The 15,903-nt window shown below is 54.0% G+C and carries 14 protein-coding genes and 2 tRNA genes; 10 read left to right on the plus strand and 6 right to left on the minus strand.

What is annotated here, in order from left to right:
* The first annotated feature begins 230 nt into the window (after positions 1 to 230).
* Positions 231 to 503 carry a stress-induced protein YchH gene (gene ychH, locus SBO83_RS04170; protein ID WP_353502260.1) on the plus strand — a complete coding sequence of 91 codons (273 nt, stop codon included), beginning with the start codon at positions 231 to 233 and terminating at the stop codon, positions 501 to 503.
* A 123-nt stretch (positions 504 to 626) separates the two neighbouring features.
* On the opposite strand, the gene prs is transcribed toward ychH, so the two are convergent.
* The 3 genes from prs to lolB all read right to left on the minus strand — a co-directional run bounded on the left by prs (position 627) and on the right by lolB (position 3,255).
* Positions 627 to 1,574, minus strand: coding sequence for a ribose-phosphate diphosphokinase (prs, locus tag SBO83_RS04175; RefSeq protein WP_034790822.1), 948 nt, complete (start codon positions 1,572 to 1,574; stop codon positions 627 to 629).
* A gap of 195 nt (positions 1,575 to 1,769) precedes the next feature.
* Positions 1,770 to 2,630: a 4-(cytidine 5'-diphospho)-2-C-methyl-D-erythritol kinase gene (ispE, locus tag SBO83_RS04180; protein ID WP_396130549.1), complete on the minus strand. Its 861-nt coding sequence runs from the start codon at positions 2,628 to 2,630 to the stop codon at positions 1,770 to 1,772.
* Position 2,631: 1 nt separating this feature from the next.
* Complete coding sequence (lolB, locus tag SBO83_RS04185) at positions 2,632 to 3,255, minus strand: lipoprotein insertase outer membrane protein LolB (protein WP_353502258.1); 624 nt, start codon at positions 3,253 to 3,255, stop codon at positions 2,632 to 2,634.
* Between the two features lie 330 nt (positions 3,256 to 3,585).
* On the opposite strand from lolB, the gene hemA reads away from it, so the two are divergent.
* The 6 genes from hemA to kdsA all read left to right on the plus strand — a co-directional run bounded on the left by hemA (position 3,586) and on the right by kdsA (position 9,004).
* Positions 3,586 to 4,848, plus strand: a complete 1,263-nt coding sequence (hemA, locus tag SBO83_RS04190; protein ID WP_353502257.1) for a glutamyl-tRNA reductase — start codon at positions 3,586 to 3,588, stop codon at positions 4,846 to 4,848.
* Positions 4,849 to 4,879: 31 nt separating this feature from the next.
* A complete protein-coding gene (prfA, locus tag SBO83_RS04195) occupies positions 4,880 to 5,962 on the plus strand; it encodes a peptide chain release factor 1 (protein WP_353502256.1) in 1,083 nt (360 codons plus the stop codon).
* Positions 5,962 to 6,798 carry a peptide chain release factor N(5)-glutamine methyltransferase gene (prmC, locus tag SBO83_RS04200; protein WP_396130550.1) on the plus strand — a complete coding sequence of 279 codons (837 nt, stop codon included), beginning with the start codon at positions 5,962 to 5,964 and terminating at the stop codon, positions 6,796 to 6,798. The genes prfA and prmC overlap by 1 nt, the downstream gene beginning before the upstream one ends.
* Before the next feature lie 54 nt (positions 6,799 to 6,852).
* Positions 6,853 to 7,245, plus strand: coding sequence for a SirB2 family protein (locus SBO83_RS04205; RefSeq protein ID WP_353502254.1), 393 nt, complete (start codon positions 6,853 to 6,855; stop codon positions 7,243 to 7,245).
* A gap of 2 nt (positions 7,246 to 7,247) precedes the next feature.
* Entirely contained in the window at positions 7,248 to 8,057 is an 810-nt protein-coding gene (sirB1, locus tag SBO83_RS04210) for an invasion regulator SirB1 (protein ID WP_353502253.1), read from the plus strand.
* Between the two features lie 92 nt (positions 8,058 to 8,149).
* Positions 8,150 to 9,004 carry a 3-deoxy-8-phosphooctulonate synthase gene (kdsA, locus tag SBO83_RS04215; protein ID WP_034790806.1) on the plus strand — a complete coding sequence of 285 codons (855 nt, stop codon included), beginning with the start codon at positions 8,150 to 8,152 and terminating at the stop codon, positions 9,002 to 9,004.
* Positions 9,005 to 9,098: 94 nt separating this feature from the next.
* Here kdsA and dauA read toward each other — a convergent pair whose 3' ends face one another.
* The gene (dauA, locus tag SBO83_RS04220; protein ID WP_353502252.1) at positions 9,099 to 10,790 is read right to left on the minus strand and encodes a C4-dicarboxylic acid transporter DauA; all 1,692 of its coding nucleotides are present in this window, start codon (positions 10,788 to 10,790) and stop codon (positions 9,099 to 9,101) included.
* A 273-nt stretch (positions 10,791 to 11,063) separates the two neighbouring features.
* Between dauA and SBO83_RS04225 the strand changes: the two genes are divergently transcribed.
* Complete coding sequence (locus SBO83_RS04225) at positions 11,064 to 12,158, plus strand: diguanylate cyclase (RefSeq protein ID WP_396130551.1); 1,095 nt, start codon at positions 11,064 to 11,066, stop codon at positions 12,156 to 12,158.
* Positions 12,159 to 12,361: 203 nt separating this feature from the next.
* On the opposite strand, the gene SBO83_RS04230 is transcribed toward SBO83_RS04225, so the two are convergent.
* Together SBO83_RS04230 and SBO83_RS04235 are read right to left on the minus strand one after the other, a co-directional pair.
* Positions 12,362 to 12,451, minus strand: a tRNA-Ser gene (locus tag SBO83_RS04230).
* Positions 12,452 to 12,781: 330 nt separating this feature from the next.
* Positions 12,782 to 12,871: transfer RNA gene (locus tag SBO83_RS04235), tRNA-Ser, on the minus strand.
* Between the two features lie 403 nt (positions 12,872 to 13,274).
* On the opposite strand from SBO83_RS04235, the gene SBO83_RS04240 reads away from it, so the two are divergent.
* Positions 13,275 to 14,756: an oligopeptide:H+ symporter gene (locus tag SBO83_RS04240; protein WP_396130552.1), complete on the plus strand. Its 1,482-nt coding sequence runs from the start codon at positions 13,275 to 13,277 to the stop codon at positions 14,754 to 14,756.
* Between the two features lie 132 nt (positions 14,757 to 14,888).
* Complete coding sequence (gene ghrA / locus SBO83_RS04245; RefSeq protein WP_353503978.1) at positions 14,889 to 15,830, plus strand: glyoxylate/hydroxypyruvate reductase GhrA; 942 nt, start codon at positions 14,889 to 14,891, stop codon at positions 15,828 to 15,830.
* The last annotated feature ends 73 nt before the right edge of the window (positions 15,831 to 15,903 follow it).

The raw sequence follows: 15,903 nt of genomic DNA on the forward strand, positions 1-15,903 counted from the left end.
TGTGCCAAACCTGCGGAGGGGAATTTCAGGATAATGATTTTAAAGGTGAATAGTTGAGCAGGAAAACCATTCACCCTTCAAATGAAAGTGACAATAAAACGTAAAGATTTGTCATGCTATGTTCTCTGTCTGTGATCGTTGCCGCAAAGTAAAACCCACCCGACGACTACACTTTGAGCTAGGAAAACAGAAATAGACCTGTTCAATTGATGGATTACTGGAGGTGACATATGAAACGTAAAACCGCAACAGTATTAGGTAACGTGCTGATGGGGCTTGGTCTGGTCACTATGGTCGGCGGGGTTGGATACTCCATTCTGAATCAGATGCCGAGTCTGAATTTACCGCAATTTTTAGCCCATGGCGCAATAGCCAGCATCTTTATTGGTGCGATTTTATGGCTAGCAGGGGCGCGAATCGGTGGCCGTGAACGCGTTGCCGACCGTTATTTTTGGGTTCGTCATTATGATGCCCGCTGCCGCAAGAATCATCGTCATTCTTAACGGTAGGCGATTAACAACCTATAGCTTTGCCGATCGGCCAAAGAAAAACCCGTTATTGCGCGAACAATAACGGGTTTTTTATGCTCGCTAATCAGCCCCTTCCGCAAGCAGAAGGGAATCAGATTAATGTTCGAACATCGCAGAGATAGACTCTTCGTTGCTGATACGGCGAATCGCTTCAGCCAGCATGCCTGACAGAGTCAGAGTACGAACTTTCTTCAGTGCGCGAATTTCTGGAGACAGCGGAATGGTGTCACAGACAATCACTTCATCAATCACGGAGTTCTTGATGTTCTCGACGGCATTGCCAGAGAAGATTGGGTGCGTGGCATAAGCGAAAACGCGCTTAGCACCGCGCTCTTTCAAGGCTTCAGCGGCTTTACACAGCGTGCCGCCGGTGTCGATCATGTCGTCAACCAGCACGCAGTCACGACCAGCAACGTCACCGATGATGTGCATCACCTGAGAAACGTTAGCGCGTGGGCGGCGTTTGTCGATGATAGCCATGTCAGTGTCGTTGAGCAGTTTTGCCACGGCGCGAGCACGGACAACACCACCAATATCTGGGGAAACCACGATTGGGTTTTCCAGATTCTGTTGCAGCATGTCTTCCAGCAGAATCGGGCTACCGAACACGTTATCAACCGGTACGTCGAAGAAGCCCTGGATCTGTTCGGCGTGTAAATCTACGGTAAGAACGCGGTCAACACCGACGCTAGAAAGGAAGTCTGCAACCACTTTGGCGGTGATTGGCACACGGGCTGAACGCACCCGGCGATCTTGACGTGCATAACCAAAATAAGGGATGACCGCAGTGATACGGCCGGCGGAAGCGCGGCGTAAGGCATCAACCATCACGACCAGTTCCATCAGGTTATCGTTAGTAGGTGCGCAGGTGGACTGGATAATGAAAATATCTCCGCCACGTACATTTTCGTTGATTTGCACACTTACTTCACCGTCGCTAAAACGACTGACGGCGGCGTCACCAAGGCTGGTGTATAAACGGTTGGCAATACGTTGTGCTAGTTCCGGGGTGGCGTTACCAGCAAAAAGCTTCATATCAGGCACGAGAAGAACCTCAGGCTTGCGTCCAGGGAAGACATTGGCTTATGGCACCACCGGGCGGTGAGCGATGCCACAGCATTATGCTTACGAGAAAAAATACTTCGGTACATCTTTACAACCAATACTACGAAAATCTTGGCTCTGTTACAGAGTGAGAGGCTGGCAAAGAACAGACACGGGAAACGGGACCGTGACGCTCTACGCTTTGCCTGCTGCTCTCAGCCATTCTTTGCGGAAACGGTGCAGGGGAGAGACGTTGACGCCCTTAGCTACAAACCCGGTGACCGACGATGGAATCTGATTCAAAACCTGACGGGCTTCATGCTCGGTCGCAAATTCGGCGAAAACGCAAGCACCCGTGCCCGTCATACGTGACGGCGCGTATTCTAACAGCCAAGAAACAAGCTGTTCAACCTCGCAAAAACGTTTTATCGCAATCGGTTGGCAATCATTTGTCCACGCTGTGCTTAAAAGCACATTTATCGGCCGTTTTGGCGTGTCGCGGGTTAACTCAGGATCGCCAAAAATCATCGGGGTCGGGATATGCACACCCGGATGCGCCACCAAATACCATTTTTCCTCAGGCGCGACGGGTTGCAGTATCTCGCCAATGCCTTCGGCAAAGGCGGCATGGCCCATCACGAACACCGGAACATCTGCGCCTAAGGAGACGCCCAACGCGGCCAGTTGTTCATCTGACAGGCCGCACTCCCACAGGGCATTCAGTGCTACCAATACCGTCGCGGCGTTAGAGGAACCCCCGCCCAGTCCGCCGCCCATCGGGATGCGTTTGATGAGCGAAATGTCCGCGCCAAGCGAGCAGTTTGCGTGACGTTGTAACAAACGCGCGGCGCGAACCACCAAATTATCTTCATCCGCGACGCCCTCGACGGGGGTAGTGAGGACAATTCGTCCGTCGTTGCGCGGCACGAAAGAGAGGCTGTCGCCATAATCGACAAACTGAAACAGGGTTTGCAGTTCGTGATAACCGTTGGCGCGCTGGCCGGTGATATAAAGGAATAAATTGAGTTTAGCCGGAGAAGGCCACAATTGCGTCATCTCAGTTTAAGGTCCAGCTGTCCATTTTCAATTTGATGCGCTGGTCGCCTTCGGTCAGTTCCAGGCGATTCGGCAATGATGGGATCATATCGTCGCTGTAGCTCTGATACACCACGGTACCTTGCTGGCCGTGTTGGCTGTAGTTAACTTTGGACAGGCGGTACTGGCTGTCGAGGGTGAAATCACTCTCATCGCCCGGCAGGCCCAGCATCCACAGACGCAGGTTAGCCAGCGGAATCGACATGCCGGTCAGCTTCTGAATCATCTCATCAGGATTGTTACTGGTGTACTTCTTGCCTTCATTATTGGTCAACTGGGCGACGCCGCTTTGGACTTTCAGCTCCATCTCGGTGCTGCCAAGTGGGTTGGTCAACAACAGGCGGTAGTTGTCACGCGTGTATTGCTGCCAGAAGAAGCGGGCATAAACTTTTTGTTTATCTGAGATATAGGCGAAGGAGCCACGCGTTTGATAGTGCTCTAATTGCTTGATTTGCGCCTCATGCTCACGCCACTGAGGGGAAGTCGGACTGGTCGCCGGACCCTTAGGAGCATTGATGGAACAGGCGGCAAGCACCAGGCTTGCAAGAGGAAGAAGACGAACTAAATGAGCTTTACGCATTGGCATAACAGATTAAATCCTTGGGTGCTGAGGCAAAATGCCTGGGCAAATTCGGCGATTGTCAGTTTAGCATACTGACGTCGAGCACGTTAGCCACTGAGAAAGGCCGCAATTGTTTCAAGAAAAAAGAGTAGCCCTTGATAGATCATGGCTATCATTGATATTGAAGTACGCAGTGAGGAGATCCAGTAAGCTCGAAGTCATCGAAATCGTCTGTTGCTTCAACAACTTTAACGGATAATGCTGCTTTGCTTTTATTGATCCGGCTCATCTTGTAGAATGCGCCACAGACGTAAACCCATACCAACATAAGTATTACTCGAAAAACGCTTCCTTATGACCCTGCTTGCATTAGGTATCAATCACAAAACCGCACCGGTTTCTTTGCGTGAACGGGTAACTTTTTCTCCCGAGACCATTGAACAGGCGCTCTCTAGTCTGCTCCAGCAACCCCTGGTGCAGGGCGGTGTCGTGTTGTCCACCTGTAACCGAACTGAGCTTTATCTCAGCGTGGAACAGCAGGAAAATCTTCAGGAACAGTTGGTTAAATGGTTATGTGATTATCACCATCTCAGTGCCGATGAAGTGCGTAAAAGCCTTTATTGGCATCAGGATAACGCCGCCGTCAGTCATCTCATGCGCGTGGCCAGCGGCCTTGATTCGCTGGTCGTCGGCGAGCCGCAAATTCTCGGTCAGGTGAAAAAAGCCTTCGCTGAGTCCCAACACGGGCAGGCGGTTTCGGGTGAACTTGAGCGCCTGTTCCAAAAATCCTTCTCCGTCGCCAAGCGCGTACGCACTGAAACCGATATCGGTGCCAGCGCGGTTTCAGTGGCTTTCGCTGCCTGTACTCTGGCTCGACAGATTTTCGAATCCTTGTCTGACGTCAGTGTATTGCTGGTGGGCGCGGGGGAAACTATCGAGCTGGTGGCGCGCCATCTGCGTGAGCACAAAGTTCGCCACATGATGATTGCTAACCGTACCCGCGAACGGGCACAGGTGCTGGCAAGCGAAGTGGGCGCTGAAGTGATCACGCTGCAAGATATTGACGCGCGTCTGGCCGATGCCGACATTATTATCAGCTCCACCGCCAGCCCGCTGCCGATCATTGGTAAAGGCATGGTAGAACGCGCGCTGAAAGCTCGCCGCAACCAGCCGATGCTGATGGTAGATATCGCCGTGCCGCGTGATATCGAGCCTGAAGTGGGCAAACTCGCCAACGCCTACCTTTATAGCGTTGATGATCTGCACAGCATTATTCAAAACAATATGGCTCAACGTAAGGCCGCCGCCGTGCAGGCGGAATCTATCGTTGAGCAAGAAAGTTCTAATTTCATGGCGTGGCTGCGATCGCAGGGCGCTGTGGAAATTATTCGTGATTACCGTTCCCGTGCGGATCTCGTCCGTGCCGAAGCAGAAGCCAAAGCGCTGGCTGCCATTGCTCAGGGAGCAGATGTTTCTGCCGTTATTCACGAATTAGCACACAAACTGACTAACCGTCTTATTCACGCACCCACCCGTTCCCTGCAGCAGGCCGCCAGCGATGGCGATGTCGAGCGCTTGCAAATTTTACGCGACAGCCTCGGGCTGGATCAGCAATAGTTCCTATTTATTACAGGGTTAAACACCACGCATGAAGCCTTCTATTGTTGCCAAACTGGAAGTGTTACAAGAGCGCCATGAAGAAGTGCAGGCGATGCTCGGCGACGCAACTGTTATTGCCGACCAAGAAAAATTCCGCAATCTCTCCCGCGAATATGCTCAGTTGAGCGATGTCTCTGCCTGTTTTCTGACCTGGCGTCAGGCGCAGGAAGATTTGGCCGCGGCCGAAGAGATGCTCGATGACCCAGAGATGCGCGAAATGGCGCAGGATGAAATCAAAACCTGCAAAGCCACGCTGGAAGAGTTAGAGCAGAAGCTGCAACTGCTGCTGCTGCCGAAAGATCCCGATGACGAACGCAGCTGCTTCCTTGAAATTCGCGCCGGAACTGGCGGCGACGAGGCGGCGATTTTCGCCGGTGATCTGTTCCGCATGTACAGCCGTTACGCTGAAACTCGCCGCTGGCGCGTTGAAATCGTCAGTGCTAACGAAGGTGAGCACGGCGGCTTCAAAGAAGTGATCGCTAAGGTGTCAGGCGAGGGTGCCTACGGCCAACTGAAGTTTGAGTCTGGCGGCCACCGCGTGCAGCGCGTGCCGGAAACCGAGTCGCAGGGGCGTATTCACACCTCGGCCTGTACCGTCGCCGTGATGCCAGAAATTCCAGAGGCCGAATTGCCAGAAATTAACGCCGGTGATTTGAAAATTGACACCTTCCGCTCCTCGGGCGCGGGTGGTCAGCACGTCAACACCACCGACTCGGCCATTCGTATCACCCACTTGCCAACTGGCATCGTGGTTGAGTGTCAGGATGAGCGTTCACAGCATAAGAACAAAGCCAAGGCGATGTCGGTGCTGGGCGCGCGTATTCGCGCGGCTGAAATGGCTAAACGCCACGCAGAAGAGGCGTCAACCCGCCGCAATCTGCTGGGCAGCGGCGACCGCTCCGATCGTAACCGCACCTATAACTTCCCGCAGGGCCGCGTGACCGACCATCGCATCAACCTGACGATTTACCGTCTGGATGAAGTGATGGAAGGCAAGCTGGACGCGCTGATCCAGCCGATTGTGCAGGAGTATCAGGCAGACCAGCTTGCTGCGTTGTCCGAGCAGGAATAATGGATTTTCAATATTGGTTGCATGACGCCACCCGTCGCCTGTCGGCGGGTGAAAGCCCCAAGCGCGATGCAGAAATTCTGCTCGGGTTCGTCACCGGCCGGTCGCGTACTTTTATTATGGCCTTTGGCGAAACGCCGCTGACGGCCAGCGAACTTGAACAGTTAGAGGCTCTGCTGGCGCGACGCGAGCAGGGCGAGCCGGTGGCCTATCTGGTCGGCGAGCGCGAGTTTTGGTCTTTGCCTCTCTCTGTTTCACCCGCCACGCTCATCCCCCGTCCCGATACTGAATGTCTGGTTGAACAGGCATTGCTGCGTTTGCCGCCTTCGCCGCAAAAGGTGTTGGATTTGGGAACCGGCACCGGAGCCGTGGCCTTGGCGATTGCCAGCGAACGGCCCGATTGCCAGCTTACCGGCGTTGATTTACAGCCCGAAGCCGTCAAGTTGGCCCAGCATAATGCGCAAAAGCTGGCGATCGCCAATGCCAGTTTCGTGCAGGGCAGCTGGTTTGCTCCCGTTACGGGCCAGCAGTTTGCCGTTATCGTCAGTAACCCTCCTTATATCGATTCTGCCGACCCACACCTGGCTGAAGGCGATGTGCGCTTCGAACCTGCCAGTGCGCTGGTGGCGGACAACGCCGGACTTGCTGACTTACAGACTCTCATTGAGCAAGCGCCGCAGCATTTATTAGCCGGAGGCTGGCTATTATTGGAGCACGGCTGGCAGCAGGCGAAAGAAGTCCAACAGCTGTTTCGTCAGGCGGGCTACCACCAGGTCGCCACGGTGAAAGATTACGGCGGCAATGACCGCGTCAGTCTCGGGCAGTGGCAGGGAGCGTAATGACTCTTGCTGCTTCATTGCCTGCCCGTAACCCTTAATACACAAGGAAGTAAAATGTCTGCTTTTATGGCTTTTAAATACCTGCATATTGCCACCGTCATAGTGAGTATTTTTCTGTTTGTATTGCGCTTTTTTTGGAAATCGACAGGTTCTGCTATGCTGCAACAGCGTTGGGTGAAAATCACGCCTCACGCGGTGGATACGCTTTTGCTGGTGAGCGGCATTGCGCTGCTAATCATTGCTCGACTTTATCCATTCAGCCCGCAGACTCCTTGGCTGACTGAAAAGCTTTTTGGCGTTATCATCTATATCGCATTGGGGTTTGTTGCACTCAGTAAACGGCCACGTCGGCAAACCACTCGGTGGATTGCGTTTATTCTGGCAATAGGATGCTTAGCCTTGATCGTTAAGCTCGCCTTGACACAAATACCGCTGCTATTGGGATAACTATGAGTACCATTGCTGATTTCGAATTTAACGCCGCGCCGCTCAGCGCCGGTGTCATTCTGGTCACTCAGGCCATCCGCTATGATTTCAACGCGGATGACGTCAGTCGCCAGTTACAGTCGCTGGTTGAGGAGGCTCGCCGGGCCATCCCGGAAGATCTCAATCAGGATCAGCAGCTTGAAGTGTTAATTGAGTTGTTTTATCGCACCTGGGGCTTTGGAGGCGCGGGGGGCATCTATCGCCTGTCAGACGCCATCTGGCTCGACAAAGTGCTGGCTTCGCGCCAGGGCACGCCAGTTTCGCTCGGGGTTATTTTCCTGCACATCGCCCACCAGTTGGACTTGCCGCTGATGCCGGTGATTTTCCCGACTCAGCTGATTATGCGCGCCGACTGGCTCGACGAAGAGATGTGGCTGATTAACCCGATTAACGGCGACACGCTGAGCGAACATATTCTGCATGTCTGGCTGAAGGGCAATCTGGGCGTCACCGCCGAGATTGAAGATGATGATTTGGAAGAGGCGGAAAATAACGTCATCGTCCGAAGAATGCTCGACACGCTAAAAGCCGCGCTGATGGAAGAGAAGCAGATGGAGATGGCCCTGCGCGCCAGCGAAACCCTGCTGGAGTTCGATCCAGATGATCCTTACGAAATTCGTGACCGCGGTTTGATCTATGCCCATTTGGATTGCAATCATGTCGCGCTCTCTGATTTAAATTACTTCGTCGAGCAGTGTCCTGAAGACCCGATTTCCGAAGTGATTAAAGTGCAAATCCACGCGATTGAGCACAAGCAAGTTACCTTGCACTGAGTTAGAATTAGCCGCAGAAAATTAAATAGGCATTTAAATACAGTGCATTACCTGTACAACTGCCCCTGATAGACAATCAATAAGGCCAAAGCATGAAACAAAAAGTGGTTAGCATTAAAGATATCAACGTCGCCAATGACCTGCCATTTGTACTGTTCGGCGGTATGAACGTGCTGGAATCCCGCGATATGGCGATGCGCGTCTGCGAACACTACGTGACCGTGACCCAGAAACTGGGCATCCCTTACGTGTTCAAAGCCTCTTTTGATAAAGCCAACCGCTCATCTATTCATTCTTACCGTGGCCCAGGTCTGGACGAAGGGATGAAGATTTTCCAAGACCTGAAGCAAGCCTTCGGCGTGAAAATCATCACCGACGTCCACGAAAGCTGGCAGGCACAGCCGGTTTCTGAAGTGGTTGACGTGATCCAACTGCCAGCCTTCTTGGCTCGCCAAACTGACCTGGTTGAAGCTATGGCGAAGACCGGCGCGGTGATTAACGTGAAAAAGCCACAGTTCGTCAGCCCAGGCCAAATGGGCAATATCGTTGAGAAGTTCAAAGAAGGCGGCAACGATCAGGTGATTCTGTGCGACCGCGGCAGTAACTTTGGTTATGACAACTTGGTGGTCGACATGCTGGGCATCAACGTGATGATCAACGCCACTGGCGGCCATCCGGTGATTTTCGACGTGACTCACGCCCTGCAAACTCGCGACCCGTTCGGCGCAGCCTCTGGCGGCCGTCGTGCTCAGGTAGCAGAACTGGCGCGTGCTGGCATGGCAGTCGGTCTGGCAGGTCTGTTCATTGAAGCTCATGAAGATCCGGCTAACGCCAAGTGTGACGGCCCGTCTGCGCTGCCATTGGCTAAACTGGAGCCGTTCCTGGTTCAGATGAAAGCCATTGATGACCTGGTGAAAAGCTTCCCGGCTCTGGATACCAGCAAGTAAAATTCTGTAGTACGGCGAGCTTATTGCCGAACACCAGACAAAAAAGGCGCCTCTGCAAACAGGGCGCCTTTTTGCTTTTCAGCCTTGATACATTCTAAATATCTGGCTGGCTCGCGGCCTGAGCATCGGCCAGCGTGCTGTAGAAACTTAAACGCTGCTCGATAGGTTTGACGCCCGCCCGCGCCAGCGTTTTCAAAGGCTGGAAGGGAATATCGGTTATCACCAGCTCAACGTTCTCCGGCAACTCGTCAATGAAATGTTGCAGGGCGCTCAGCCCGCCCGCGTCGAGGATCGCCACGCGGTCCCATACCAGAATAATGCGTTTGGCCTGCGAGGTGCGGGCTGAAAGCTCACCAAAAACCCGCTCGGCGGCGGCAAAGAACAGCGGGCCGTTGACTCGCCAGACGGCCTCATCGGCGGCGAAATCTCCGGCCACTTCGCTCAGGCGGGTCATCTTGGCGATGCGGCGCATAAACAGCAGCGATGCCAGCACAATCCCCGCTGTAATGGCGATCACCATGTCGAACAGCACAGTGAGGCTCATGCAGGTCAGCATCACCAGAATGTCGTCTTTGGGCGCGCGACGCAGCAGGTTGACCACTTTATGGGCTTCGCTCATGTTCCACGCCACCATCAGCAGCAGCGCCGCCATGGCCGCCAGCGGCAGCCATGAGAGCAGCGGGGCGAGCATCAGTAGTGCCAGAAGCACCAACAGCGAGTGAATGACGGCAGACACCGGAGAGGTCGCTCCGGCGCGCACGTTGGCGGCGGAGCGGGCAATCGCCGCCGTGGCGGTAATGCCGCCAAAAAACGGCGTCACGATGTTGCCAATCCCCTGACCGATCAGCTCATTGTTGGAATGATGCTTTTTGCCGGTCATGCCGTCGAGCACTACCGCGCACAGCAGGGATTCAATTGCCCCCAGCATCGCCATAGAAAACGCGGCGGGCAGAAGTGCCTGTACTAAGTCGAGGCTAAAACCTGAGCCGCCGCCGGTGGCAGCCCAAGGCAGGGTAAATTGCGGCAAAATTGCCGGAATGCCGCTGCCCTGCGAGCCGTCGGGAAGCAGGTAGTGGAAGCGCGAGCCGATGGTCGCCACTGAATGGCCGGTTTGCATAAATATCGCCATCACGGCGCAGCCCGCCAGCAGGGCCGGGAGATGGCCGGGCAACTTCAAGCCAAGCTTCGGCCAGAAAATCAGTACCGCCAGCGTCACGACGCCAATCGCGGCGTCGCCTATATCAAAGCTTGGTAAGGCCTGAACCAGCACCAGCAGCTTGCTAAGATAGTGTTCCGGCATGGCATCCACGCTCAAACCGAAAAAGTCCTTAATCTGCATGGTGGCGATGGTGATACCAATCCCTGAAGTAAATCCGAGCGTCACCGGCAGTGGAATATATTCTATCAGCCGCCCAAGGCGTAACACGCCCATTAGCACCAGCATCAGCCCGGACATTAATGTCGCCAGCAGCAGGCCGGATAAGCCATATTGTTGAGAAACCGGGTAGAGGATCACCACGAAGGCCGCCGTCGGCCCCGAGACGCTAAATCTCGAGCCGCCGCAGATGGCAATGATGATCCCGGCGACGGCGGCGGTATAAAGGCCATTTTGCGGCGGTACGCCGCTGCCGATTGCCAGCGCCATAGCCAGCGGGATGGCGATGATGCCGACGGTGACCCCGGCAATAGCATCCTTGAGCAGACGCTGGGCAGTGTATTTCTCGTTAACGCAGGCGTCTTTTAAGGCGCTAAATAGGCGAAGAGGGCGATTGGCAGAAGTATGCATAACAGCGGGCGTCCATGGCGATGAGGATATTAAGGCGGGAAACAACCCCGTCATCGGCTAAGCAGTAAAGATACGCTCTTTTTCTGTAACAGTTATAGATGCAAATCAAGGACACGACGGGTGACAAGCTGGATAGTATCCGCCGATTTTTGTGAGAATAGTGCCGCTATCGACATAATTTCGGTACGGGGATATCAGCAAACTAAGAGTTCATCTATATTCAAGATAAGTCCTTATTTCTCTGGGTTTATTATTCAGGAAGCGTGATTCCCAATGCCCGATTTTACCTCCTTAGGGAAATTATATGCTGACGTTTGCGTCACTTACGCCACGCTATCCGTCGGCTATTTTATTCTCAGCCGCAGTGAGCCTTTCACTTCCCACGGCGACATCTGGAAACGCATCGCTTTTGGCCTGATGGCCGGCGTCGCGGCGCTATTTCTTTCCCAGGATCGGCTGATCCTCAACGATAATATCTATTACAGCTTCGAAATGCTGCCGATGATTTTGGTGACCTTTTTTGGTGGCTGGCTCAGCGGACTGTCGTGCTATCTCTTGCTGTTTGCGCTTAACGGCGGCTATTCGCTCAATAATCTGCTGATTGGCTGCATTATGCTCGGACTGTTTTTATTTCGCGTGTGGCGCAAGCGCCAGCATCGGGTGTTTTATATCACTTTGCTGCTGGTAGGGCTGGGACGAATTGCGTTGGTATCGAGCCTTTATGGTTCGGTAGTGCCGTGGGCGACGCTGGTGCTTTATCAACTGGTCACCGCGAGCTGCATGATCCTGTGCTATCACGCCCTGAATTTTAAAGAAATCTACATGAAAAAGGTGTTCGCCATTCGGGTGAAGGCCGCCACTGACCCTCTGACACAAATCAGCAACCGCGCCAGTCTGGATTATCGGCTCTCGGTTCAACAGAGCCGTCGCCAAAGCTGTGGGCTGATCATCATTGATATTGATAATTTTAAGCGGGTGAATGATACCCATGGTCATTTGATTGGCGACCGGGTGCTGAGTGAAGTCGGGCGCGTGCTGCGCAATGTCACCCGCAGCAAAGATTTTGCCGGACGCTACGGTGGCGAAGAGTTTTTGGTGATCACCGCCGCCTATCAGCCCGAGGCGGTACTGGCAATCGCCGAGCGGCTACGTCAGGAAATCGAGCTTAATCTGATGATGCTGGAAGATGGCAGTCCGCTGAAGGTCACCGCCTCGCTCGGCGTGTCGCTGTATCTACCTGGGATGCAAATTCGCAAAGCCATAAAACTGGCGGATGAAGCTCTCTATAAAGCCAAGCATCAGGGGAAGAATCAGGTGGTCGGCAGCTCTATTTTGCAGTTGGCGCAATTGGGGGATAGGGAGGTTTGAAAAGCAAACTGTGGGTTACGCTATAGCCAAGGTGATCAGGGGGGCACTCGGGCCGTCCATGGCCCTCGCCCTGCGGGCAGCCTTCGACTGTGCAAACTGGCTATCCTGCCAGTTTGTCGAACCGAAGGGTTTTCACCGAGCCGCCCTCAGCTGAATAAATGAAAAAGGGCCCTGATTTTCATCAGGGCCCCTTTTCATTTATTTGGCGGTGAGAGAGGGGTTCGAACCCTCGATACGCGTTAGCGTATACACACTTTCCAGGCGTGCTCCTTCAGCCACTCAGACACCTCACCGTAGTCGTTACATCGCTGTGCGGTGCAACGGGGCGCTACTATAGGGAGAGCAGGTCAAAGGGTCAAGCATAATTTGCCGGATTAGGTTTGGATGGTTAAGACGTGGGCAATGTGGGCGGTGCAAAGGCAAAAGAGGGGGAGAGTACGCTGTAAGATCGGTGCTCAGGGGTGCACTCGGGCAGTCCATGGCCCTCACCCTGCGGGCAGCCTGCGACTGTGCAAACTGGCTATCCTGCCAATTTGTCGAACATAGGGTTCTCACCGGGTCGCTCCCAACGAATAAAAGCAAAAGGGGCTTGGATTTTCATCCAAGCCCCTTTTGCTTTTATTTGGCGGTGAGAGAGGGGTTCGAACCCTCGATACGCGTTAGCGTATACACACTTTCCAGGCGTGCTCCTTCAGCCACTCAGACACCTCACCGTAAGTCATTCCACGCCGTAGCGCTGCTGACCGGCGCTAATGTAGGGAAAAGCACCCTCAGCGTCAACACTCTTTTGCAGGAAAGCGATCGTTTACTCAAAGTTAGAGCAATTTGCTGATTTACAGAGCAAAAGTACCCTTAAGCGGCCGCAAAAGCCCAATTATTAATCTTGCTTATGATACGCGCTGGGTCATTAGCTATGCTTCGTAGCAGAACAATTATCAGGCAAACGATTTTAACACCAAGTAAATAACAAAATTATGTTGGGAAAAAACGCGGTGACGGGAGTATAACAACGGCCCTATCGGGTTATTGCCATATAAAAACCAGCTGTATGAGGGTTCTGGCAGATCTAACTTCTATCAGTACATTCAGTACATTTTTTGTAAGACGGGGTCAAATTTGAGTCAGTTCGAACACGCGGCGTCGCCGCAGCAGCCGCACCGGTCGAAGATACCGGCAGGCTCAGGGGCTTTATTCTTCATCCAGACCTTTGCCACACTCGGCTTTGCCGTGCTGTATTCCACGCTGGTGCTGTACGCCACAAAACGCCTTGGCTTTAGCGAAGGCAATGCCAACGCCATCATGGGCGTGTTCGGCGCATTTAACTATGGTCTGCACATGTTTGGCGGCTACCTCGGCGGGCGCTACCTGAGTAACCGTAACCTGTTCGTGCTGGGCATGGTGCTGCAAGTCTTCGGCTGTGGCCTGATCGCCATGGAAGGGGTAGAAGGGCTGTATTGGGGGCTGGCCATGTTCCTCACCGGCAGCGGGCTGAACGTTACCTGCCTGAACATGATGCTGACTCAGCGCTTTGCGCCAGAAGATGACCGCCGTGAATCCGCCTTCCTGTGGAACTACGCCGGGATGAACCTCGGCTTCTTCATCGGTTTCGCCGTGGCGGGTTACTACCAGCTGACTGAAAACTATAAGTCGCTGTTCCTGTTCGCCACCTTGGGCAACGTGCTGGCGATTATCGTCACGCTTTATTACTGGCGAATTCTGGCCGACATCAGCACGCCGCTGCGCGAAGCGAGCCGCAGCGTGTTTATGCGCCGCATGGTGATTGGCTTAGCCGTGCTGGTGGTGCTGGTGCCGATTATCCGCGTGCTGCTGACCCATGCTGAATTCAGCAGCTACTTTGTGGTGGTGCTGGGCATTATTATCTTTGCCGCCATGGCCTTGCTGACTTTCCGCCATCGCGAGCACGATGAGCGCCGCCGCATGAAAGCCTACCTGATTCTGGCCCTTGGCTCGCTGGTGTTCTGGACGCTTTACCAACTCGCGCCTATGGGCCTGATGCTGTTCTCTGAGAACAATATCAACCTGAATGTGTATGGTTTCCAGGTCGCACCTCAGTGGATCCAAGACATCAATACCGTGGTGATTGTGGTCGGCGGCCCATTGATGGCGCTGTGGTTCAAAAAGCTGCGCCAGCGCGGCTGGAACCTCGACATTCCGCTGCAATTCTCCGCTTCTCTGTTCTGTATCGGTCTGGGGATGCTGGTTCTGCCGTGGGGAATTAGTCTGACGGGCGGTGACGGCCTGGTGGCCTTTAAATGGATTGTGATTAGCTACGTTCTGCAAAGTATTGGCGAGCTGCTTATCTCGCCAATCGGCTACGCGATGATTGGCAAACTGGCTCCGGCGCGCTATCAGGGCGTGATGATGGGCTGCTGGATGATGGTGACCGGCGTGGCCTCGGTGCTGGCAAGTTACGTCTCTGGGCTGATGCCTGAAAACACCGGCAGCACGGCGGCGCTGACCAACCCAGGTTACAGCTCGGTGTTTAGCGTGCTGGGTTGGGGCTCTGTCGCCACTGGCGTGGTGCTCATCGTGCTGATCCCACTGCTACGCCGCCTGATCCAACGCGTTCCGGCGTAATTTGCAGTAGTTATTCATCAAATCAATTGATGCCAACAGGCTCCGAATATCGGGGCCTGTTCTTTTTTGTCTCTATGGGTTGCATCCTGATGATATTCGGGGAAATCTATCAGGGCTTAGGAGGCAACCATGATGAATATAATTTTTTACCACCCTACATTTGATTCGAAACAATGGATTGACGGAATAAGTAACAGACTGCCACAGGCCAAGGTTCGCGCCTGGCACCGTGGTGACGACCAACCCGCAGACTACGCTCTGGTCTGGCAACCCCCTCATGAAATGCTGGCTCCGCGCACCCAGCTAAAAGGCATTTTTGCCCTCGGTGCCGGTGTGGATGCCATACTGATGCAAGAGCAGCGTAATCCGGGCACTCTGCCTGCGGGCGTGCCGCTGCTGCGTTTGGAAGATACCGGCATGTCGCTGCAAATGCAGGAGTACACGCTGGCCGCCGTGCTGCGCTATTTCCGCCGAATGGACGAATACCAGCTGTTCCAGCAGCAAAAGCAGTGGCGTCCGCTGGCTCCCCATGAGCATCAGAACTTCACCATCGGTATTCTGGGCGCGGGGGTGTTGGGCCAAAGCGTAGCCGAGAAGCTGGTAGAGATGAACTTCCAAGTGCGCAGCTGGAGCCGCAGCCCGAAAAACATCGTCGGAGTGCAGAGCTTCGCGGGGGATGATCAGCTGGATGAATTCACCACCGGCTGCAAACTGTTGATCAACCTGCTGCCGAACACGCCACAGACCGTCGGCATCTTGAATAAAAACCTGTTTGCCACGTTACGCCCGCAGGCATATTTGATTAATATTGCTCGCGGAATGCATCTGGTAGAAGGTGATCTGCTGCGCGCCCTCGACGCTGGCCAAATTGCCGCCGCCACCCTCGACGTGTTTGTCGAGGAGCCGTTGCCGGGCATGCACCCATTTTGGTCACATCCGCGTGTTAGCATCACGCCTCACATCGCCGCCAACACCTTACCCGAACAGGCGATGGACAATATCGTGGCCAATATATTGGCACTTGAGGAAGGGCGAACGCCGACCGGACTGGTGGATTTGCAGCGCGGATACTGATGGCCGTCGCGCATCTGACTCAAACCGCCCGCTACCTGTTACACCATCATGGCGAACATCGCCGCCCTGATGG

Source organism: Ewingella allii, assembly GCF_044430645.1.
In the GTDB taxonomy this organism is placed as follows: Bacteria; Pseudomonadota; Gammaproteobacteria; order Enterobacterales; family Enterobacteriaceae; genus Ewingella; species Ewingella allii.